22 protein-coding genes and 1 tRNA gene are annotated in these 21,564 nt (G+C 43.5%); 18 read left to right on the top strand and 5 right to left on the bottom strand.

The window, feature by feature from the left end; genetic code table 11:
• Positions 1–203: 203 nt before the first annotated feature.
• A complete protein-coding gene (locus tag QVP90_RS00295) occupies positions 204–1,049 on the top strand; it encodes an alpha/beta hydrolase (RefSeq protein ID WP_021935367.1) in 846 nt (281 codons plus the stop codon).
• A gap of 561 nt (positions 1,050–1,610) precedes the next feature.
• Here QVP90_RS00295 and QVP90_RS00290 read toward each other — a convergent pair.
• Positions 1,611–2,768 (bottom strand): hypothetical protein, encoded by a 1,158-nt coding sequence (locus tag QVP90_RS00290; protein WP_021935366.1) that lies wholly within the window; start codon positions 2,766–2,768, stop codon positions 1,611–1,613.
• A gap of 246 nt (positions 2,769–3,014) precedes the next feature.
• Positions 3,015–3,914 (bottom strand): helix-turn-helix domain-containing protein, encoded by a 900-nt coding sequence (locus tag QVP90_RS00285; protein WP_021935365.1) that lies wholly within the window; start codon positions 3,912–3,914, stop codon positions 3,015–3,017.
• A gap of 286 nt (positions 3,915–4,200) precedes the next feature.
• Between QVP90_RS00285 and QVP90_RS00280 the strand changes: the two genes are divergently transcribed.
• The 6 genes from QVP90_RS00280 to QVP90_RS00255 all read left to right on the top strand — a co-directional run bounded on the left by QVP90_RS00280 (position 4,201) and on the right by QVP90_RS00255 (position 8,433).
• Entirely contained in the window at positions 4,201–4,692 is a 492-nt protein-coding gene (locus tag QVP90_RS00280) for a cyclophilin-like fold protein (RefSeq protein WP_264380960.1), read from the top strand.
• Between the two features lie 3 nt (positions 4,693–4,695).
• Positions 4,696–5,265, top strand: a complete 570-nt coding sequence (locus QVP90_RS00275) for a sugar O-acetyltransferase (protein WP_005930857.1) — start codon at positions 4,696–4,698, stop codon at positions 5,263–5,265.
• A gap of 310 nt (positions 5,266–5,575) precedes the next feature.
• Entirely contained in the window at positions 5,576–5,992 is a 417-nt protein-coding gene (locus tag QVP90_RS00270; protein WP_021935363.1) for a hypothetical protein, read from the top strand.
• A gap of 89 nt (positions 5,993–6,081) precedes the next feature.
• The gene (locus QVP90_RS00265; protein ID WP_005930866.1) at positions 6,082–6,732 is read left to right on the top strand and encodes a DedA family protein; all 651 of its coding nucleotides are present in this window, start codon (positions 6,082–6,084) and stop codon (positions 6,730–6,732) included.
• An 18-nt stretch (positions 6,733–6,750) separates the two neighbouring features.
• The gene (locus QVP90_RS00260) at positions 6,751–7,398 is read left to right on the top strand and encodes a DUF47 domain-containing protein (protein ID WP_005930868.1); all 648 of its coding nucleotides are present in this window, start codon (positions 6,751–6,753) and stop codon (positions 7,396–7,398) included.
• A 15-nt stretch (positions 7,399–7,413) separates the two neighbouring features.
• Complete coding sequence (locus QVP90_RS00255; RefSeq protein ID WP_005930870.1) at positions 7,414–8,433, top strand: inorganic phosphate transporter; 1,020 nt, start codon at positions 7,414–7,416, stop codon at positions 8,431–8,433.
• 881 nt (positions 8,434–9,314) lie between these two features.
• Here the strand turns inward: QVP90_RS00255 and QVP90_RS00250 are convergent.
• Positions 9,315–9,388 (bottom strand) — tRNA-Asp (locus tag QVP90_RS00250).
• Positions 9,389–9,828: 440 nt separating this feature from the next.
• On the opposite strand from QVP90_RS00250, the gene purU reads away from it, so the two are divergent.
• The 9 genes from purU (at position 9,829) to QVP90_RS00205 (ending at position 17,878) form a co-directional block, all read left to right on the top strand.
• Complete coding sequence (gene purU, locus QVP90_RS00245; protein ID WP_005930898.1) at positions 9,829–10,686, top strand: formyltetrahydrofolate deformylase; 858 nt, start codon at positions 9,829–9,831, stop codon at positions 10,684–10,686.
• 100 nt (positions 10,687–10,786) lie between these two features.
• The gene (gene hisH, locus QVP90_RS00240; RefSeq protein ID WP_007481972.1) at positions 10,787–11,380 is read left to right on the top strand and encodes an imidazole glycerol phosphate synthase subunit HisH; all 594 of its coding nucleotides are present in this window, start codon (positions 10,787–10,789) and stop codon (positions 11,378–11,380) included.
• Positions 11,381–11,397: 17 nt separating this feature from the next.
• Positions 11,398–12,120, top strand: a complete 723-nt coding sequence (hisA, locus tag QVP90_RS00235; RefSeq protein ID WP_005930901.1) for a 1-(5-phosphoribosyl)-5-[(5-phosphoribosylamino)methylideneamino]imidazole-4-carboxamide isomerase — start codon at positions 11,398–11,400, stop codon at positions 12,118–12,120.
• 129 nt (positions 12,121–12,249) lie between these two features.
• On the top strand, positions 12,250–13,002 hold the full coding sequence (hisF, locus tag QVP90_RS00230; RefSeq protein WP_005930903.1) for an imidazole glycerol phosphate synthase subunit HisF: 753 nt from the start codon (positions 12,250–12,252) through the stop codon (positions 13,000–13,002).
• Between the two features lie 375 nt (positions 13,003–13,377).
• On the top strand, positions 13,378–13,989 hold the full coding sequence (gene hisIE / locus QVP90_RS00225) for a bifunctional phosphoribosyl-AMP cyclohydrolase/phosphoribosyl-ATP diphosphatase HisIE (RefSeq protein WP_025820103.1): 612 nt from the start codon (positions 13,378–13,380) through the stop codon (positions 13,987–13,989).
• Complete coding sequence (locus tag QVP90_RS00220; RefSeq protein ID WP_021935360.1) at positions 13,974–14,669, top strand: cell division ATP-binding protein FtsE; 696 nt, start codon at positions 13,974–13,976, stop codon at positions 14,667–14,669. The genes hisIE and QVP90_RS00220 overlap by 16 nt, the downstream gene beginning before the upstream one ends.
• 32 nt (positions 14,670–14,701) lie before the next feature.
• On the top strand, positions 14,702–16,021 hold the full coding sequence (locus QVP90_RS00215; protein ID WP_005930909.1) for an aspartate kinase: 1,320 nt from the start codon (positions 14,702–14,704) through the stop codon (positions 16,019–16,021).
• Positions 16,022–16,145: 124 nt separating this feature from the next.
• On the top strand, positions 16,146–17,306 hold the full coding sequence (gene lysA / locus QVP90_RS00210; RefSeq protein ID WP_021935359.1) for a diaminopimelate decarboxylase: 1,161 nt from the start codon (positions 16,146–16,148) through the stop codon (positions 17,304–17,306).
• 89 nt (positions 17,307–17,395) lie between these two features.
• Positions 17,396–17,878, top strand: a complete 483-nt coding sequence (locus QVP90_RS00205) for a ferritin (RefSeq protein ID WP_005930912.1) — start codon at positions 17,396–17,398, stop codon at positions 17,876–17,878.
• 62 nt (positions 17,879–17,940) lie between these two features.
• Here QVP90_RS00205 and QVP90_RS00200 read toward each other — a convergent pair whose 3' ends face one another.
• Together QVP90_RS00200 and kbl are read right to left on the bottom strand one after the other, a co-directional pair.
• Entirely contained in the window at positions 17,941–18,351 is a 411-nt protein-coding gene (locus QVP90_RS00200) for a DUF2721 domain-containing protein (protein WP_007481978.1), read from the bottom strand.
• The gene (kbl, locus tag QVP90_RS00195) at positions 18,351–19,538 is read right to left on the bottom strand and encodes a glycine C-acetyltransferase (protein ID WP_021935358.1); all 1,188 of its coding nucleotides are present in this window, start codon (positions 19,536–19,538) and stop codon (positions 18,351–18,353) included. Before kbl ends, QVP90_RS00200 begins: the two co-directional genes overlap by 1 nt.
• Positions 19,539–19,672: 134 nt before the next feature.
• Here kbl and QVP90_RS00190 point away from each other — a divergent pair, with 134 nt between their 5' ends.
• Complete coding sequence (locus QVP90_RS00190; RefSeq protein ID WP_005930922.1) at positions 19,673–20,626, top strand: NAD-dependent epimerase/dehydratase family protein; 954 nt, start codon at positions 19,673–19,675, stop codon at positions 20,624–20,626.
• A complete protein-coding gene (locus QVP90_RS00185; RefSeq protein ID WP_021935357.1) occupies positions 20,626–21,480 on the top strand; it encodes a DUF4348 domain-containing protein in 855 nt (284 codons plus the stop codon). Before QVP90_RS00190 ends, QVP90_RS00185 begins: the two co-directional genes overlap by 1 nt.
• Positions 21,481–21,564 lie beyond the last annotated feature (84 nt).

Below are 21,564 nucleotides of genomic sequence, written 5' to 3'. Positions count from 1 at the left end.
AGATCGGCTGTTTTTCCGTAGCCGGAAATGGCAATTTTGCAGAATAAATTGGCAATTATTCCTTTTCCTGTTTTTTTATCACAAAGACCGGGAACAGTACGGGTGGGCGACAAGGTGGAAAGGCAGAAATAATACCTAAAAATGGGGATGGATAAAACGGATTTTTTATCTGAACTTTGCGGCCTTAAATAAAATAAGGTGAAATGAAGCGATTATTTCTATTGTGTGTCGTTGCGATGTGTGTGGTATTTTCTTTTCGGGCACAAGGGCAGGAGACGATTTCCATAGGAGAACGTCATACTCTGTTTTCCCGGCTATTGAACGAGGAGAGAGCCTACTGGGTTTATCAACCTGAGAAGCACCCCGGAGAGACGGAACGGAATTACCCGGTTCTTTATCTGTTGGATGGCGATTCTTTCTTTCATACGGTGGTAGGGTTCACCCGTTTCTTTTCTTCTTCCAGAGTCTCTTCGCTGCCTCCTTGCATCGTAGTGGCTGTTTTGAATACAGACCGTACGAGAGATTTGACACCGACCCCTTCGGCTGCCCGTCGCGACGGAACTGTCCGTTCCGGTGATGAACCGAAAGGAGGGGGTGCAGAACAATTCTATCGTTTTCTGGTAGAAGAGTTACGTCCGGCTATCGAAAAAGAATTTCCGGTCGGTGGGCAGAATATGTTGGTAGGCCATTCGTTTGCAGGATTATTTGCTTTGCATGTTTTGTGGAATCATCCGGAATCGTTCGATACTTATATGGCACTCGATCCCAGCTTGTGGTGGGATCAGGGAGCTTTTCTGAAACAGGCCGGTACGCGGGGTGATAAAACGGTTTTTGATGGAAAACAGTTGTATGTTGCTTTTGCCACCCGTCCTCGTACCGAGAGGAATCTGATACATTTTCCGTTGACTGACACCTTTCTGGATACGGTAATTCCGGAGATGGAACGTTGCAACTTGCGTGTTGTTTCAAAGAAATTTCCGGAAGAGACACACGGTACGATTGCTCTTCCGGCAATTTACGACGGTTTGAAATGCTTGTTTGCCCGATGATATTTTTTCTTTTCAATGTGTCAAAATGACAAAGTGATATTCTTGTATCCTCAGAATCCCTTCATTAGGGAGAAGGTTGGGGTAACTGTATAAAATCCCCTTTATTTCCGGTTAGGCTTATTCGGATTGTATCATTTATTGCTGATTGTGTGACAAATGTCTCTTTATTTGAATGTTTAGTGCGTAAATTGTTTCTGAAGAATGTGTTTAGTACGCTTTGGGATATTTGAAGTCAGTGTATCTCCGGTCATCAGTTAGCGCTCCAAAATGTGTTTTAGGGCGGAATTGATTTTTCTCGTAGAGTCTTTCAGTGTTTCCCGTAGAGTTTTACTCCGTTCCTCGTAGAGGAACGGAGTCTATCATGCCGGGATAATGAGCCTGGCATGCCGAGATAAATCACATATTTATCCATATATGACAGAAATATACAGAAAATATCTCATGTAAATTACTTTATTATGCAACCTGTTCTCTATTTTTAATTGTTTTCAGGACTGCTGTGTTAGCGAAAGCGATGATATTGTAGCAAATGGATGCAATAAACGGCATTTGGCTAACTTGCTATTTGCTGTTCGCATACTCGTCCCAAGTTCTGTGTGCAATGGCACCACCGTCACCTTCACGTACGGGCTGTCCCTGTGCGTTATATCCAAGAACCGGTTTGCTTGATTTACCGCTGCTGTTGTCCATCGCCTTTACGAAACTGCTGTCTTTGACAAGTGCCATGATAGCAAATGCGACCACTGTCGGCAGTATGAAATAAATCAACCAGCTTGTTGCAAAAATAAGTGCAATGATCAGGAATCCGATCGACCATATCCCGGGAAAATAGATGATGAGCCACCATGTTTTGAATTTCTTTATCATTTCCCACAGCATTCCTATTGTAGAGGCGATCCAGAGGAGTATCATTAATGGCAGAAGTTTTAGCATGAACGGATATTCCGAGAAATGGGTGAAAAAGTCCGGATTGAATTTCAATGAGCTGACAAGATCCTCGTTGTAGTCTACGTAAAAGATGAATAGTCCTACAAGGGCCGAAACAATCAGATAAATAGCCTTGAAGTAGATTTTATCTCTTTGATAGAAACAGACGTTCTTGCGGATTTTGCTTACAACAAGCCAGTATATGAGTTTCCACAACAGAAAAACAAGAAAGAATGCGCCACCGAAAATAAAAAGTAATGCTAAAACATCTTGCGGTTGATAAAAAACGATGGCCCAGTTATGCTGTAAAGGATTAAACATACCGGCATCGCACCAGCCTTCTCCCACCGTTTTACCGTTTTTTATGGCCTTCACTATTACAGCATGCGAATAATCCGTCTTTTGCATAAATTTCTCACGCGAGAGACTTTTGTCATATCCGCCGACAATCTGTAAGGTGTCTCCCCTGAATATCTGGCAAACCTTGTTCGTGACGTTAAGATCCTGGTCTCTTTTCACTTCGGCTGACGTAGTCAGATAAATGGGAATAGCCGAATCATTGATTTCATTAAGTTCGTCCTTTGTAGATTTCTTCACGGTAACAAAGTCACCGGGCCTGACTCCTTGATAATAGTACAACATGGCCGAATCTTTGGCAGCCCCCTCGGGCATCGCTTCGATCTTTGTAATGTCAATTCCCCTTTGGCAGGAGCATAAAACAGAAATTCCGAGAAAGAATAGAATGACGGCTTTTGCGGTTTGTTTCCGTCGAGTGCTGGATGGTTGTTTCATGGGCGATTAAGATTAATTTGTTGAACAGATGAATATTATTGTGTATATGTAACATAATCACAGAAAGCATCTTCTGATACTTTCATCTTTGGTTAACTCAAAAGGTTTAGTTTAAGTCTCCGGCACAACTATACGTGCATAAAAAGGATCGCATGCCTGTCCTTCATTCAACAAATATATGATTTTTTTAGTAAACCGCCTCAATAACCGTTTAAAAACTTCATTTCCATCCATTCCCGGCTCTCTTTATACCACTTGCAGGCGATACTCATTCGGAGTAATTCCGATAACTTTCTTGAATATCCTGCTCAAATGGTGTGGATATTTAAAGCCTAACTCATAAGCTATTTCGCTGATTGTCTTATTGCTTTCGGCCAACAATTCTTTTACTCTTTCCATGATGGCCAACTGAATATATTCTTGTGCCGATTTTCCGGTTTCCCTTTTCACCAGATCTCCGAAATAGTTCGGAGAAAGATGCATCTGTTCGGCACAATACTGTACGGATGGCAATCCTATGGTAGACGTCTTTTCCGAATCGAAATACTGTTGAAGTATTCGTTCGAAATTGGTAAGCAAGTCGCGATTGACCACTTCGCGGGTCACGAACTGGCGTTCGTAAAAGCGCACGCAATGATTGAGCAAAGTTTCTATGTTGGAAGTGATAATCTGCTTGGTATGCTTGTCGATGGTGTGCTCCAATTCTTCGCGTATCTCGTGAAAACAATTCAGGATGATCCGGCGTTCGCGGTCCGACATGTGGAGGGCTTCGTTAGATTCATAAGAGAAAAAAGTATAGTCTTTTATCCTGCGGGCGAGGGGAGTTCCGTATAGCAAGTCCGCGTGGAACATCAGCACGATGCCTTTGGGATTCACGGTTTCTCCGTCATCATTGATGCCGGCTATTTGCCCCGGAGAGATAAAAACCAGTGTACCGTCTTCATAATCGTATTTATTACGGCCATACTGAAGTGTTCCGCAAGCAAGTTCTTTGTAGAACACACAATAAAAACCGAAGTTCTTCCGGCAATGTCTGATCGATTTTAGGGTAGAAAGATCCGTTACACTGACTAAAGGATGCAGGGTTTTTGTTCCCAATAAATTGTTATAGTCTTGAATGGTTTCCAGTTTTATTATATTCTCCATATCGGTATCTGTTTATTTCATCATTCGGCATCAGTTTACTCCACTGGCATCTGTTTACTCCACTACAAAAATAAGTGTTTTATTTCGGATATTCATATTATGAGCATCATAATCCGTAATTCGTGTTAGCTATTCTGTAATCCATGTTAGAATGCTGATTAGCAGTGATTAATTCGAATGACATATTGTTTTTTGCAGAATCTGTAATTCGGGTATGAATACCGGGGATTTGTCTACAAAGCATGTGGCAGATACCATCTATATTTGCATCAAAATAAGAAATGAAATGAAAAAGTTATTATTGATTCCCATGATGCTGCTGACCGTCCTGTCGATGGCAGCATGCGAGGGCTCCGACGACGAGCCGTTTACACCCGGACAATCCGAAACTCCCGGTCAACCCGAAACTCCCGATGTATCTTCATTGGCTGTAAACATTACGGTCGGTGACCGCACGGTCACCGCAACGATGGAAGATAATGCTGCTGCACGGGATTTCCTCTCGCGTCTGCCGCTTGAAGTGACATTGAACGATTACAACAATGTAACGGAGAAAATTTTCTATCCCTCTCCGGCTCTGACGACCGGGGGCGTTACACGCGGTTGTACTCCTGTGCCCGGCGACATTACCATCTATGTGCCGTGGGGTAATGTCGCTATTTTTTGCAAAAGCTGGTCGCACAGCAACGATTTGATTAAAATAGGTCGTATCGACGGTAGCGGTATCGAGGCTTTGAGCGTGGCCGGAGATGTACCCGTAAAATTTGAAAGGAGATAAGAGATGACTACGAACGAATTCAAGGAATATGTAAAGACCCGCAAGGCACTCGATACGGAGGAGATACACCGCTTTATGGACGATATGAGTAACGAATCGAGACGTATCACTTTCCGGCTGAATACGGCCTACCATACACCGGATGAAGTACGCGGATTGCTCTCCGAGTTATTCGGTTATCGAGTGCCGTCATCGCTGCGGGTATTTCCACCGTTCTATGCCGATTTCGGTAAGAATATCACTGTCGGTGAAGGTGTATTCATTAATGCCTGCTGTCATTTTCAAGATCATGGCGGTGTGACGATCGGTGACGGATGTCAGATCGGGCATAATGTAGTATTTGCCACGTTAAATCATGGTTTGGCTCCGGAAGAGCGTCAAACGACCTATCCTGCACCTATCATTCTCGGCAGAAATGTATGGGTAGGCTCTAACGCCACGATTCTTCAGGGGGTAACCATTGGAGATAATGCCGTCATCGGCGCCGGAGCGGTCGTGACAAAAGATGTGGAGGCAAATACGATAGTAGGCGGTGTTCCTGCAAGATTTATCAAGTCTATAATTGTAAAATGAGCATGAGAGTACTATCACATATGGCATTCGGAAGCCTGTCCGGCCGATGCTGATAACATGGCTTGCTTCTGTACGGAGAAACGATTCGCAAAGGCAGGGAGGTTGCTGAAAAACTTAAAGGGGGGGCAATGATGTCAAGGGAGACTGTTTGTGGTTGGCATGGATGAACGGTGTTCAGAGTATCCCGTTCGATGTTCCATTGGGATAAGACATAAAAAGCTGGTTAATTTGATAGGCCTGATAAGGAAAGTGAAAATAAAAGTTTGAATGGTTTTTACTCTTAAAAATACTTTCTATCTTTGCGGCCGCTATGGTGAAGTATATCTTCTATATGTTGTTGGGGTTATTCCTTATATCAAAAGTGGTATCTGTTTCCGGTGATATAGAGGAATGCGAGACACTGCATGCCATAGTAGACACACAGCATCATCCTGAAAAATGGCATACCTTGTCGGAAAAGTTTCTCAATCACTATGAAGCCGGGATACAATGTGAGTCTTACGATAACCAGACGGATGATGTCAGTATAGGAAATAACTTTTCATTCCGTTGTAATTCTCCCTCCAAGATTTTAAGAAATAATACGGCCTCTATCATTGCCAGAATTGTGAAGTCTCTGAAGATTTTGCTTCCCGAAGAAAAAACAACCTCCTTTTCATTCAGTATCAATCCATTCAATTTCTCTTATAGATATTATATCTATACGCTGAGACGTATTCTTATTTAGTGCTTTCTTATTTAATGCTTTCTTTTTTTTGAAAGTTTCTTCTCTCTTTGTACTTGTTTTTTTATTTAAGTACTGATTAATCATACAAAATGGATTTTTTATTGGATTTTATTCTTCATATCGATCAATATATGATTGATATCGTACAGGAATACCATACCTGGACGTATGTCATTTTATTCCTGATTATTTTTTGTGAAACCGGTCTGGTGGTAATACCTTTTCTGCCGGGTGACTCTCTGCTCTTTGTGGCAGGTGCTATTGCGGCATTGCCCGATACGCCCCTTGATGTGAATATGCTGTTCTTGATTTTGTTTGTTGCCGCAGTTCTGGGTGATTCCTGTAATTATATGATAGGACGCTTCTTTGGGCGGACACTGTTCAGTAATCCCAATTCCAGGATATTCAGGCGAAGCCATCTTGAGAAAACCCATGAGTTTTATAAAAAATATGGCGGAAAGACTATTATTTTTGCACGTTTTGTGCCCATAGTCCGTACGTTTGCTCCGTTTGTGGCAGGAATGGGGAGTATGCATTATTACTATTTCATGCTGTACAATCTGATAGGCGGAGCACTGTGGATTGCCATATTCTGTTACGCAGGATATTTCTTCGGAGATCTTCCTTTCGTACAGGAGAATCTGAAACTGCTGATTGTCGCCATCATAGCGGTATCAGTATTGCCTGCTGCGGTCGAGGTGGTGCGCGCCCGGCTGAAATCCCGTAAACAAACGAAATAATTTAAAATATATACATTTATGAAAAATTCTTTTTTTAGTAGGTTTACACCCAAAGAACCCAAATTTTTTCCTTTGTTGAAACAATTGTCTGAAATCCTGGTCGCTTCATCGGAGCTTTTAGTGGAGAGCCTGAAGCATGATTCGCCTGAAGAAAGAGCCGGTTATTATAAACAGATCAAGGATATGGAACGTGAAGGAGATAAGCTTACCCATCTGATTTTGGATGAACTGGGTACCACTTTTATTACACCGTTTGACCGTGAGGACATTCATGATCTGGCTTCGAGCATTGACGATGTAATTGACGGAATAAATAGTTGTGCAAAACGTATTACCATCTATAATCCTCGCCCCATCTCTGAGAGTGGAAAGGAACTGAGCCGTATGATCCGGCAGGAGGCGGACTATATTGTCAAAGCGATGGATGAGCTTGAGACTTTTCGTAAGAATCCGAATACCTTGCGTGGGTATTGCTCAAAGATGCACGATATCGAGAATCAAGCAGATGATATTTATGAACTCTTTATTACCAAACTTTTTGAGGAAGAGAAAGACTGTATTGAACTCATCAAGGTTAAAGAAATTGTACACGAACTGGAAAAGACCACTGATGCGGCAGAGCATGTGGGCAAGATATTGAGAAGTTTGATTGTGAAATACGCATAAATACAGGTACGGCACATGGAATTATTAGTGATTATCATTGTATTGGCTCTGATATTCGATTACATCAACGGTTTTCACGATGCGGCAAATTCAATTGCCACTATTGTATCTACCAAAGTACTGACCCCTTTCCAGGCAGTGATATGGGCTGCATTCTTTAATTTTGTAGCTTTCTTTATTGCCAAATGTATCATCGGGGGCTTTGGCATAGCCAACACTGTATCGAAAACGGTAGTAGAGTCGTATATTACATTACCCATCATCTTGGCGGGAGTGATAGCTGCCATTGTTTGGAATCTGTTTACTTGGTGGAAGGGCATTCCTTCGTCGTCATCGCATACGTTAATCGGCGGTTTTGCGGGAGCGGCCATCATGGCTCACGGCTTTGAGGCCATTCAGATGAATATCATATTGAAAATTGCGGCTTTCATCTTCCTGGCCCCCTTGATAGGCATGGTTATTGCATTCGGATTTACTTTGTTGGTGCTTTATATCTGTAAACGGGCACATCCCCATACTGCTGAAGTCTGGTTTAAGAAGTTGCAGCTTGTCTCTTCGGCTTTGTTCAGTATCGGGCACGGCTTGAACGATTCTCAGAAAGTGATGGGGATTATTGCTGCTGCCATGATAGCAGGACATTCTGAAGGTTTGGGGATGGGGATAAACAGCATTAATGATTTGCCGGATTGGGTAGCATTTTCCTGTTTTACGGCTATTTCATTGGGTACGATGTCCGGTGGGTGGAAAATTGTAAAGACTATGGGAACCAAAATAACCAAGGTGACCCCTTTAGAGGGAGTTATCGCGGAGACTGCCGGTGCTTTCACGTTGTATCTGACGGAGTATTTGAAGATTCCGGTTAGTACGACACATACCATTACGGGAGCTATTATCGGAGTGGGGGCTACTAAAAGACTTTCAGCAGTCCGGTGGGGAGTTACTAAAAATCTGATGACTGCTTGGGTGCTGACTATTCCGGTAAGTGGATTGTTGGCGGCGGTATTTTATCTCATTATGTCTTTTTTTCTGGGATGAATGTATTAGCAGGGTTATTGCCGGATTTTAGTTTGAAATATGGTTGCTGATTTTGCAATCAATCAGTCTTATTGGGAGATGAAGCTATGTTGAAACTGGAAATGGATGGACATATGAGGCTACTTGTGTAGAAAGTTACACAGTGTGTCGTCTCGATTGGATTTTTAGTCATTATAGATCGTTTTATCTCATTTGTATAGGACAAAACTGCTTGGTGTTGCGGTGGTTGGTTGGGCTGATGTTAAAGATGATACTTTTATGATAATAAATGAAATCATAAAAGGTTATTATTCTTTCAATAGTTTATATTTTGTTTTGGAACAGAATATTTCAGCATGGATGAGTTTTTGATATGGATAAGTTTAATGTAGAGAAAGAAATTTTAGACACCTCTGAATTAGAAAGGCTTTTTCTACAAGAGGGTATATTGGCAACAATCAAAAGAAATGGATAGTTGATTCGTCAGAATGAAATGACAAATCAATAGGGTTTGTTGTATCTGGTATTTTCCGTTTATTAAGAATAGACGTTAATGGCAATGAGTGGATAATTGGGTATAGTTTTTTTAATGATTCTGTTTGTGACTACCCCTCTTTTATAACAGAATGGGAACTACCGTGAATATACAAACATCAGCCGATTGTGAGGTGTATCTTCTTTCTTTGAACCGGTTAAGTCGATTACAAATGACTGTACTTACCGGTCGTCGGCGTACCGGCAAGACCAGAGTGATCATGTGGTAAGGAAAACCAAAAAGAATGCTGATATGTAGCCTAAATCAGCAGCAGGGAAGAATGAAAAACTAAAAACATCCAGTTTTACATTAGTGGGTGTAAAACTGGATGTCTTCTTTGTAAACGATTGATTTTCAATGTTTATCGCGGTGCGTACGGGACTCGAACCCGTGACCCCATGCGTGACAGGCATGTATTCTAACCAACTGAACTAACGCACCAATATTTCATTTTAATCAGCTATCTCTCTCGATTGCGGGTGCAAAGGTAGCTGTTTTTACGTAATGTGCAATAGTTTTAAAAAGTTTTTTTGTGAATATATTAGCAGTTTTTTTCTTAGTGCTTCATTGTGAGATGTTTCTATATAGGATAAAAAAAGAATTTTTGATCTGTTCCTTTGCCGATTTCTGTCGGATGGTCTTCTTTTTTGTCGTTTTTTTATGTTTGAACAGAAAAGTCTTATTTTGACTGTGCTGGTATTGTTTTTTGTTTATTACATCCGGATTTAAGGCTCTGTTCTTTCTATCTGTTATATTTCTTGCTTTTAAAGTAAACTTTTTGCTCAAATTATTCGGTGTTTTGCAATAATTAGTTATTTTTGCAAGCTAAAATCGTAGACGGTGAAATGATACCGTATGAATGTAGTTAAATAGTAAATACAATGATGACAACTGCCAAACTGTTATTGCACTGTCCTGACAAACCGGGAATCCTGGCGGAAGTGACAGACTTTATCACGGTAAACAAAGGGAATATTATCTATCTGGATCAGTACGTAGACCATGTGGAGAATATCTTTTTTATGCGTATAGAATGGGAATTGAAAGACTTTTTAGTTCCGAAGGAGAAAATAGAAGATTATTTTGAAACGCTTTATGGGCAGAAGTACGATATGATCTTCCGTCTCTATTTTTCAGATGTAAAACCGCGCATGGCCATTTTTGTATCCAAGATGTCACACTGCCTTTTTGATATGCTGGCACGGTATACGGCGGGCGAGTGGAATGTGGAGATTCCTTTGATCATCAGCAATCATCCCGATTTGCAACACGTAGCCGAGCGTTTTGGCATTCCGTTTCACCTCTTTCCCATTACCAAAGAAACAAAGGAAGAACAGGAACGCAAGGAAATGGAGTTGCTGGCGCAGAATAATATCACCTTTATCGTGCTGGCCCGTTATATGCAGGTGATTTCCGAACAGATGATCAGTGCGTACCCTAATAAGATTATTAATATTCATCACTCGTTCCTACCGGCTTTTGTGGGTGCCCGGCCTTATCATGCCGCTTTTGAAAGAGGGGTGAAAATTATCGGTGCTACCAGCCATTATGTGACAACCGAACTGGATGCCGGACCTATTATCGAACAAGATGTGGTTCGCATTACGCATAAAGATTCCATTGAAGACCTTGTGAATAAAGGAAAAGATTTGGAGAAGATCGTCCTTTCGCGTGCCGTACAGAAGCATATCGAGCGTAAGGTATTGGCTTATAAGAATAAAACCGTAATATTTAATTAGTTGGCAGTGAATGATTGTCAGTGCCGATTACCGGACCGTTGCCACGGCAAGGTAATTTTCACTTTCAACTTTCAACTTTCAACTTTCAACTAAAATAAGGATGAACGTTGCTGTAATAAAATACAATGCCGGAAATATCCGTTCAGTGGATTATGCCTTGAAACGCCTTGGGGTAGAAGCGGTGATTACTGCTGACAAGGAGGTGTTGCAGGCTGCCGATAAGGTGATTTTTCCCGGAGTGGGAGAAGCGGAGACGACGATGAAACATCTTCGGGCCAGCAGAATGGATGAACTGATAAAAAATCTGCGGCAGCCGGTATTGGGAATTTGTCTGGGGATGCAGTTGATGTGCAGTCGTTCCGAAGAGGGAGAGGTCGATTGTCTGGGCATTTTTGATGTTCCGGTGAAACGTTTTGTTCCTCAGAAGCATGAAGATAAAGTGCCTCATATGGGATGGAACACGATCGGACACCTGAAAAGTGACTTGTTCGAGGGCTTTACGCAGGATGAGTTTGTGTATTTCGTGCATAGCTTTTATGTGCCCGTTTGCGAATTTACAGCAGCGGAAACGGACTATATACACCCTTTCAGTGCAGCGTTGCATAAAGATAATTTTTATGCCACGCAGTTTCATCCTGAAAAGAGCGGTGCGGCAGGAGAGAGGATTTTAAGAAACTTTCTTGATAAGAAATAAATTATAGACAGATACAGATGATTGAAATTATTCCGGCTATTGACATTATCGACGGGAAATGCGTTCGCCTTTCCCAAGGAGATTATGACAGTAAGAAGGTGTACAACGAGAATCCGGTGGAAGTGGCCAAAGAATTCGAGGCTAACGGAATACGCCGCTTGCATGTAGTGGATCTTGACGGAGCGGCTTCCAACCACGTGGTGAACTATCGTACGCTGGAACAGATTGCTACCCGCACGTCGCTGGTTATAGACTTCGGTGGTGGAGTGAAAAGCGATGAGGATCTGATTATAGCTTTTGAGAGCGGTGCGCAGATGGTGACGGGGGGAAGTATTGCAGTGAAGAATCCGGAGTTGTTCAGCCATTGGCTCGACACGTACGGGTGTGAGAAGATTATTCTCGGAGCTGATGTGAAAGATCATAAGATAGCCGTCAACGGTTGGAAAGACGAAAGCGCCTGCGAACTTTTTCCTTTTTTGAAAGAGTATATCCATAAGGGGATAGAAAAGGTGATCTGTACGGATATCAGTTGTGACGGCATGCTTGCAGGGCCTTCCATCGAGCTGTACAAGGAGATACTTGCTGAGTATCCTGCTCTTTATCTGATAGCGAGCGGTGGAGTAAGCAATATCGGTGACATAGAAGCGCTTCATGAAGCCGGAGTGCCTGCCGTTATTTTTGGCAAGGCGCTTTATGAGGGTCATATCACGCTGAAAGACCTTCGTCGTTTTATAGATTGATTTGAGTTGTGAAATAGTAATGGGTACCTATGTGTTGGCGATCGGAGGTATTGTGTGGATGCAGATAAATTGTTTGTATGGACGCAGGTAAATGATCATCATCTTAGGGAATAAATTGTAGATAATATTGTGTTAGCAAAAAGAATTATACCTTGTCTGGATATCAAAGACGGACAAACCGTAAAGGGAACTAACTTTGTCAATCTCCGCCAGGCCGGTGATCCGGTCGAGTTGGGGCGTGCTTATAGCGAGCAGGGAGCAGATGAACTGACTTTTCTTGATATCACAGCCAGTCACGAAGGGCGTAAGACTTTTGCTGAACTGGTAAAGCGGATTGCAGCCAATATCAATATTCCTTTTACGGTAGGTGGAGGAATCAACGAATTGGGTGATGTAGACCGTTTGTTGAACGCCGGAGCGGATAAGATATCCATTAATTCGTCTGCTATCCGTAATCCGCAGTTGATTGACGACATTGCGAAGCATTTCGGGTCACAGGTTTGTGTGCTTGCCGTAGATGCAAAGATGACGGAGAATGGCTGGAAATGTTATCTTAATGGCGGGCGTGTCGAAACGGACAGGGAACTGCTGACATGGACGAAGGAAGCTCAGGAACGCGGTGCCGGTGAAATTCTTTTTACCAGCATGAATCATGACGGTGTGAAAACCGGATATGCCAATGAAGCTCTTGCTGCGCTGGCTGATCAACTCTCCATTCCGGTCATCGCTTCGGGTGGAGCGGGAAATATGGAGCATTTTCGGGATGCTTTCACATTAGGGAAAGCAGATGCCGCATTGGCTGCCAGCGTTTTTCATTTCGGAGAAATAAAGATTCCCGATTTAAAATCGTATCTTTGCGGGCAAGGAATATGGGTGAGATGAAGGATTGATTAAAGGGAGAAGGGAGAATTGAGAGGGGAGAAGTGCCATGCAGTTTATTTGAATGACGGGGCTTCCTATTGCAATGATGAGTTTCATCCTATTGAAACAATGAGTTTCGTCTTATTGGAACGGTGAGTTTCATCCTATTGAAACAATGAGTTTCATCTTGTTGAAACAATGGGTTTCATCTTATTGGAACTATGGGTTTCAATAGTTGGGATCAAATGGAAAAGAAGATAATACGGAGAGAGGATACGAAAGGAGAAGGGAAAATCGAGAAGGGAGAAGGAGGAGATTCCTGAAGCCGGGGCGTTGCTGATGATGAGGTGGCGCAGTTGAAATAGTTAATAGTAAAATCGTAAAATAGTAAATATCATTATGTTGGATTTTGATAAGATGAACGGGCTTATTCCCGCTATTATACAAGACAATGACACCCGTAAGGTGTTGATGCTCGGTTTCATGAATAAGGAAGCCTATGAGAAGACAGTGGAAACTGGAAAGGTGACTTTCTTCAGCCGTACTAAGAACCGCCTTTGGACAAAAGGGGAGGAGAGCGGTAACTTCTTGAACGTAGTTTCTATCAAGGCGGATTGTGATAATGATACGCTATTGATTCAGGTGAATCCTGTAGGGCCTGTTTGTCATACGGGTACGGATACTTGTTGGGGTGAAAAGAATGAAGAGCCGGTCATGTTCTTAAAATTGTTGCAGGATTTCATCGACAAGCGTCACGAAGAGATGCCGGAAAAATCATATACTACCAGTCTTTTCGAATCGGGCATCAATAAGATTGCCCAGAAAGTAGGCGAAGAAGCGGTAGAGACAGTGATCGAAGCTACGAATGGAACCAACGAACGGTTGATTTATGAAGGGTCTGATCTGATCTATCACCTCATTGTTCTGTTGACTTCCAAAGGTTATCGCATCGAGGACCTTGCACGCGAATTGCAGGTAAGACATAGCGGCTCATGGACGAAACATTAATTACATATAATAATGTAGAGATACACCAGCAGGAACTCTGTGTGTTGAGTGACGTCACGTTGCAGTTGCACAAAGGGGAGTTTGTCTATCTGGTGGGAAAGGTAGGTTCGGGTAAGACGAGCTTATTGAAAACATTTTATGGTGAACTCGATATTGCCGACGGTGAAGCGGAGGTTTTGGGATATAATATGCGGACTATCAAGCGTAAATATATTCCGCAGTTGAGGCGTAAGCTCGGCATCGTGTTTCAGGATTTCCAGTTGCTGACGGATCGTACCGTCTACAATAATCTTGAATTCGTGCTTAAAGCTACCGGCTGGAAGAACAAGATGGAGATAAAAGAACGCATCGAAGAGGTGTTGCAGTTGGTCGGCATGAGCAACAAAGGGTATAAGTTGCCTAATGAGCTCTCCGGCGGCGAACAGCAGCGTATCGTGATAGCGCGTGCCGTGCTCAACTCGCCGGCTATCATTCTGGCGGACGAGCCTACGGGAAATCTTGATGTGGAAACGGGAAAGGCTATCGTAGAGCTGTTGCATAATATTTGTGAATCGGGCTCATTGGTGGTGATGACTACCCACAATCTGCAATTGCTGAAAGAATATCCCGGCCGCGTGTACCGGTGTGCGGAGCATTGCATTAAAGATGTGACCGGTGAATTTGCAGGAAATAATAATTAATTATACATACTAATTTTAATACAGTAACGAAAATGAAAGTTTTAAAGTTTGGAGGAACTTCCGTAGGTTCTGCACAGCGGATGAAGGAAGTAGCCAAATTGATTACCGATGGTGAAAAAAAGATTGTTGTTCTCTCGGCTATGTCGGGTACGACAAACACATTGGTGGAGATTTCCGACTATCTGTACAAGAAGAATCCGGAAGGTGCCAACGAGATTATCAATAAGCTGGAAACTAAATATAAACAGCATATTGACGAACTTTTTGCTACGCCGGAATATAAACAGAAAGGATTGGAAATTATCAAATCTCATTTCGACTACATCCGTTCGTATACGAAGGACCTATTCACTTTGTTCGAAGAGAAGGTAGTGCTGGCACAAGGCGAGCTGATTTCTACCGCCATGGTGAACTTCTATTTGCAGGAGTGTGGCGTGAAGTCCGTATTGCTTCCGGCTTTAGAATTCATGCGTACTGATAAAAACGCAGAACCCGACCCTATCTATATAAAAGAGAAATTGTTGGCGCAACTGGAACTTTATCCGGATGCGGATATCTACATTACGCAAGGTTTCATCTGCCGTAATGCTTACGGTGAGATCGACAATCTGCAGCGTGGTGGCAGTGATTACACCGCTTCACTGATCGGTGCCGCCATCAATGCTTCCGAAATTCAGATATGGACGGATATCGACGGTATGCATAACAATGATCCGCGCATCGTAGACAAGACGGCACCGGTGCGTCAGTTGCACTTCGAAGAAGCTGCCGAGTTGGCGTATTTTGGTGCAAAGATCCTTCATCCTACCTGTATTCAGCCTGCCAAGTATGCCAATATACCTGTTCGCCTGCTCAATACGATGGACCCTGAAGCACCGGGTACACTGATTTCCAATGATACGGAGAAAGGGAAGATCAAGGCGGTAGCTGCCAAAGACAATATCACCGCTATCAAGATAAAATCCAGCCGTATGTTGCTCGCTCACGGTTTCTTGCGCAAGGTGTTCGAGATCTTCGAGAGCTATCAGACTTCCATCGATATGATTTGCACATCGGAAGTGGGAGTGTCCGTGACGGTTGATAATACCAAGCATCTGAATGAAATTCTGGATGATTTGAAGAAATACGGTACGGTGACTGTCGATAAAGAAATGTGTATCATCTGTGTGGTAGGTGATCTTGAATGGGAGAATGTCGGTTTTGAAGCGAAAGCGCTCGATGCGATGCGAGACATTCCGGTGCGTATGATCTCGTTCGGTGGCAGCAACTACAACATCTCTTTCCTCATTCGTGAGTGCGATAAGAAGGTAGCGTTGCAGTCGCTGAGTGATATGCTGTTCAACGGAAAATAATATAATCACATTTCACTACGGAAAGTACACAGGGGACACGGAGTTTTAAATTGTTCGGTAATCAAAATAAAAACTCTGTGCCCTCTGTCTTTTCTGTGGACGAAGCTAAACAAAGAGTTTTTTTATGAAAGGAATATTCCCTATTGATAAGTTTCGTGAGTTGCGTACTCCTTTTTATTACTATGATACGAAAGTTTTGCGCGATACGCTGGATGCCGTCAATAAAGAAGTTGCCCGTTACGAACGTTTTGACGTGCATTATGCTGTAAAGGCGAATGCCAATTCGAAGGTACTTACCATAATCCGTGAGAGTGGCTTGGGAGCCGATTGTGTGAGTGGCGGTGAAATTCGTGCGGCGGTGAAAGCCGGTTTCCCGGCACAGAAGATTGTTTTTGCCGGTGTAGGCAAAGCGGATTGGGAGATTGAACTCGGTCTGGATTACAACATTTTCTGTTTCAATGTAGAGTCTATCCCCGAACTGGAGGTCATCAACGAACTGGCTGCCGCGAAAGGCAAAGTGGCCAATGTCGCTTTCCGTATCAATCCGAATGTGGGGGCGCATACCCATGCGAATATTACTACCGGACTGGCAGAGAATAAGTTTGGCATCAGCATGGAAGATATGGATAAGGTGATCGATGTGGCGCAGGAGATGAAGAATGTCAATTTCATCGGCCTGCATTTCCATATCGGTTCGCAGATATTGGATATGGGAGACTTCATAGCCCTTTGTAATCGTGTGAACGAGTTGCAGGACAGGCTTGAGGCGCGTCAGATATTTGTGAAACATATCAATGTAGGTGGTGGACTGGGCATTGATTATGATCACCCCAACCGTCAGTCGATTCCGGATTTCAAGAGTTATTTCTCTACGTATGCCGGACAGTTGAAGTTGCGGCCTCACCAGACTTTGCACTTTGAGTTGGGACGCGCTGTGGTGGGGCAGTGTGGCACGCTTATCTCTAAAGTGCTGTATGTGAAGCAAGGGGTAAACAAGAAATTTGCCATACTCGATGCCGGGATGACGGATTTGATCCGTCCGGCTCTTTATCAGGCACATCATAAGATGGAGAACCTCACTTCGGACGAGACGATGCAAACGTACGATGTGGTAGGCCCGATCTGTGAATCGTCCGATGTTTTCGGCAAGGCGATAGACTTGAACAAGGTGAAACGCGGGGATTTGATTGCCCTACGTTCCGCCGGTGCTTATGGCGAAATTATGGCGTCCGGTTATAATTGTCGTGAGTTGCCTAAAGGATATCTCTCGGACGAGTTTGTATAATAAATTAAAAAAAAGAGATTCGGTTGAACAAATTAAACAGTATTCTTGTTATTTTTGTAATCATTTCAATCAAATAAATACAAACGATTATGATTTCAGAAAAATTACAAAATGCAATTAATGAGCAGATAACTGCCGAGATGTGGTCTGCTAACCTGTACTTGTCTATGTCTTTCTACTTTGAAAAAGAAGGATTTAGCGGATTTGCCAATTGGATGAAAAAGCAATCTCAGGAAGAGTTGGAACATGCTTATGTCATGGCCGATTATATTATCAAGCGTGGCGGTGTAGCTAAAGTTGATAAAATAGACGTAGTTCCTTCAGGATGGGGTACTCCGTTGGAAGTGTTCGAGCACGTTTACAAGCACGAATGCCATGTTTCTAAAATGATTGACGAACTGGTATCTGTTGCTTCTGCCGAAAGAGACAATGCTACTCAGGATTTCCTTTGGGGATTTGTTCGCGAACAGGTGGAAGAAGAAGCAACTGCACAAGGTATTGTTGATAAGATCAAGAAAGCCGGTGATGCAGGAATCTTCTTTATCGATTCTCAACTGGGACAGCGCAAATAAGTTTCTGTTGAAGATATACCGTACAGATAATACGAAAGGGAGTGTTCACACACTCCCTTTTCTTATTTCTTTTTAGGCGTTCCCCGTTCCATCGTGCTCAGGTAGATTTCCAGTGAGCGGGTCGATATCTGTATCTCTCTTAATGATACTCCCAATGAAGCAATCAGCAGGAGCAATGCCAGTCCGAAGATGTATGCCGAAAGTAGTTGCAGCCCGATATAAATCAGGAACATACTGACTACACAGAAAAATAGGCTGGCAATGCCCAATCCTTGCATCGTACGGGTGAGGTTGAGCCGTTTACGCAGATTCTCTATTTGGGCTACGGTGATATCCGTCGGATTTTCCATATAGCGGTCGCGCAATTGGCGAACCAACTGGGCATACGATAAGAAACGATTCGTGTATGCCAGCAGAATCAGAGAAACTGCTGAAAACAAGAGGGCGGGGGTGGTGAGGGTAAGTTCTTCCATTATTTTAATATGCCAAGTTCTTTGCCCACCTTGATGAACGCATCGATACATTTATCCAAATGAACCTTGTCGTGTCCGGCAGAAATCTGGACGCGGATGCGTGCTTGTTCTTTCGGCACAACCGGATAATAGAATCCCGTTACATAGATACCTTCCTCGAGCATACGGGCTGCATAGTCTTGAGATAATTTGGCATCATACAGCATGACGGCGCAAATGGCACTTTGGGTCGGTTTGATGTCGAATCCGGCAGCCATCATCTTGTCGCGGAAATAGCTGACATTCTCTACTAACTTGTCATGGAGCGCGTTGCTCTCTTTCAACATCTTGAATACTTCGAGACTGGCACCGATAATGCCCGGAGCCAAGGAGTTTGAGAACAGGTAAGGACGGCTGCGCTGGCGCAACAGGTCGATAATCTCTTTACGTCCGGTGGTGAATCCTCCCAATGCACCGCCAAAAGCTTTACCCAATGTGCCGGTATAGATATCTACACGTCCGTAAGTATGATACAGCTCGCTTACGCCGTGTCCCGTAACACCTACCACTCCGGCAGAGTGAGACTCGTCTACCATAACCAGGGCGTCGTATTTCTCGGCAAGATCGCAAATTTTATCCATCGGAGCCACGTTGCCGTCCATCGAAAAGACACCGTCCGTAACGATGATACGGAAACGTTGTGCCTGAGCTTCTTGCAGGCATTTTTCCAGTTCAGCCATATCGGCATTGGCGTAGCGGTAGCGTTTTGCTTTGCAAAGACGCACACCGTCGATGATGGAAGCATGGTTCAATGAATCGGAGATGATGGCATCTTCCTCGGTAAAGAGCGGTTCGAACACACCACCGTTGGCATCGAAACAGGCTGCATATAAAATGGTGTCTTCTGTCTGAAAATAATCGGAAATAGCTGCTTCCAGTTCTTTGTGGATATCTTGCGTTCCGCAGATGAACCGGACGGAAGACATGCCGTACCCGCGACGGTCCATCATTTTCTTTGCCCCTTCTATCAGGCGGGGGTGATTCGAGAGTCCCAAATAGTTGTTGGCACAGAAGTTCAACACTTCTTTTCCTTTTACAGTGATGGCTGCTTGTTGTGCACTTTCAATCAGTCGTTCTTCTTTATAGAGGCCGGCTTCCTTAATTTCAGCAAGCGTATTGCTGAGGTGTTCTTTCATTTTACCGTACATAGCGTTTGGAATTTTAGTTTCTATGCAAAGGACATTATTTTTCTTCAAATAACAATGACTATTTGCTATAAAAATGGAAAAAAAGTACTTACTTTGCGCACCATTTAGCTTAATATACTCTATAAGTTGGAAGAATGAAAAATATTTTGGTAATTGGAGCTACCGGACAGATCGGTTCGGAACTCACGATGGAATTGCGTAATCGCTATGGAAATGAGAATGTTGTAGCCGGATATATACCGGGCGCGGAGCCTAAAGGAGAATTAAAGGAATCGGGACCTTCGGCTGTGGTTGATGTAACCGATGCCGGGATGATCGAGTCTGTAGTGAAGGAATATAATATTGACACTATCTATAATTTGGCCGCCTTGCTGTCTGTGGTAGCCGAATCAAAACCTAAATTGGCTTGGAAGATCGGTATCGACGGTCTTTGGAATGTGCTCGAAACGGCACGCATCCACGGTTGCGCTGTTTTTACTCCGAGTTCCATCGGCTCGTTCGGGGCGGATACCCCTCATACGAAGACTCCGCAAGATACTATCCAGCGTCCGCGTACCATGTATGGCATTTCCAAAGTGACTACGGAGTTGCTGAGCGACTATTATCATAATAAATACGGTGTCGATACACGTGCCGTCCGTTTTCCCGGAATTATATCCAATGTGACCCCTCCGGGCGGTGGTACGACGGATTATGCTGTCGATATATACTATTCTGCCGTAAAAGGGGAAACTTTTGTATGCCCCATTGCCAAAGGCACGCTGATGGATATGATGTATATGCCGGATGCCTTGAATGCCGCCATTTCGCTGATGGAAGCCGATCCGGAAAAGCTGGTTCACCGGAATGCTTTCAATATCGCTTCCATGAGTTTCGATCCGGAGGCTATTTATGAAGCCATCCGTAAGCATGTGCCCGATTTTAAGATGATTTACCAGGTAGATCCTTTGAAACAGCGCATTGCCGACAGTTGGCCTGATAGCCTGGACGATACTTGCGCTCGTGAAGAGTGGGGCTGGAAGCCGGCTTATGATTTGGAAAGTATGACGGTAGATATGCTTGAGAAATTAAGAGCTAAACTGAAATAATGAAAAAACTTATTGCGGGAGTCATGGCTCTCGCTCTTCTTGCTTCCTGCGGGAATAAGAAGACGGAGATTGACCCTTTTGCATCCCTTACCAATGAGGTGGATTCGGCTCTTCATCGGGCTGATACGCTCCACCGTCCGAAGGCACCGGAAGAACCGAAACCGACAGAGGCGGACGAGTCGTTCGATGACTTCATTTATAACTTTGCTTCTGATGACGAGTTGCAACGGCAACGCGTTAAGTTTCCGTTGTCCTACTACAACGGTGACGAGCCTTCAAAAATAGATAAAAAGTATTGGAAGCACGATGACCTGTTTACGAAACAGAATTATTATACTCTTCTTTTCGATCGTGAGGAAGATATGGATTTAGTAGGAGACACCACGCTGACATCCGTGCAAGTGGAGTGGATTTTTATCCGGACTCATAAGATGAAGAAATATTACTTTGAACGGATAAAGGGAGCGTGGATACTGGAAGCGATCGATCTGCGCCCGCTTGAAAAAGGGGATAATGAAGATTTTGTAGAGTTTTTCGGGCGTTTTGCCACCGATAGCTTGTTTCAGAGCCGCCGTATCAAGCAGCCATTGGCTTTTGTCACGACCGATCCGGATGACGACTTTTCGGTACTGGAAACAACCCTCGACCTGAATCAATGGTTTGCCTTCAAACCGGAACTGCCCACCGACCGTTTGTCGAACATTAATTACGGACAAAAAAGCATTGATGATTCTAATGTCAAAATCGTTGCCTTGAAGGGAATAGGGAACGGGCTTTCTAATATTCTCTATTTTAAGAGGAAAGAGAGGAGCGGGGATTGGGAGCTGTATAAGTTTGAGGATGTTAGCATCTGAGTGTACTTTTCTTTCGTCTTGATACGAAAGAAAAGATACCAAAAGAAAGGATCAAGGCTGTATTTTTTCTCCTACTCTCTTCCT

Origin of the sequence: Bacteroides sp. CAG:189, assembly GCF_000432295.1 — a bacterium.
GTDB classification, from domain to species: Bacteria; Bacteroidota; Bacteroidia; order Bacteroidales; family Bacteroidaceae; genus Bacteroides; species Bacteroides salyersiae.
This window is presented reverse-complemented; position numbering and strand designations above follow the sequence as displayed.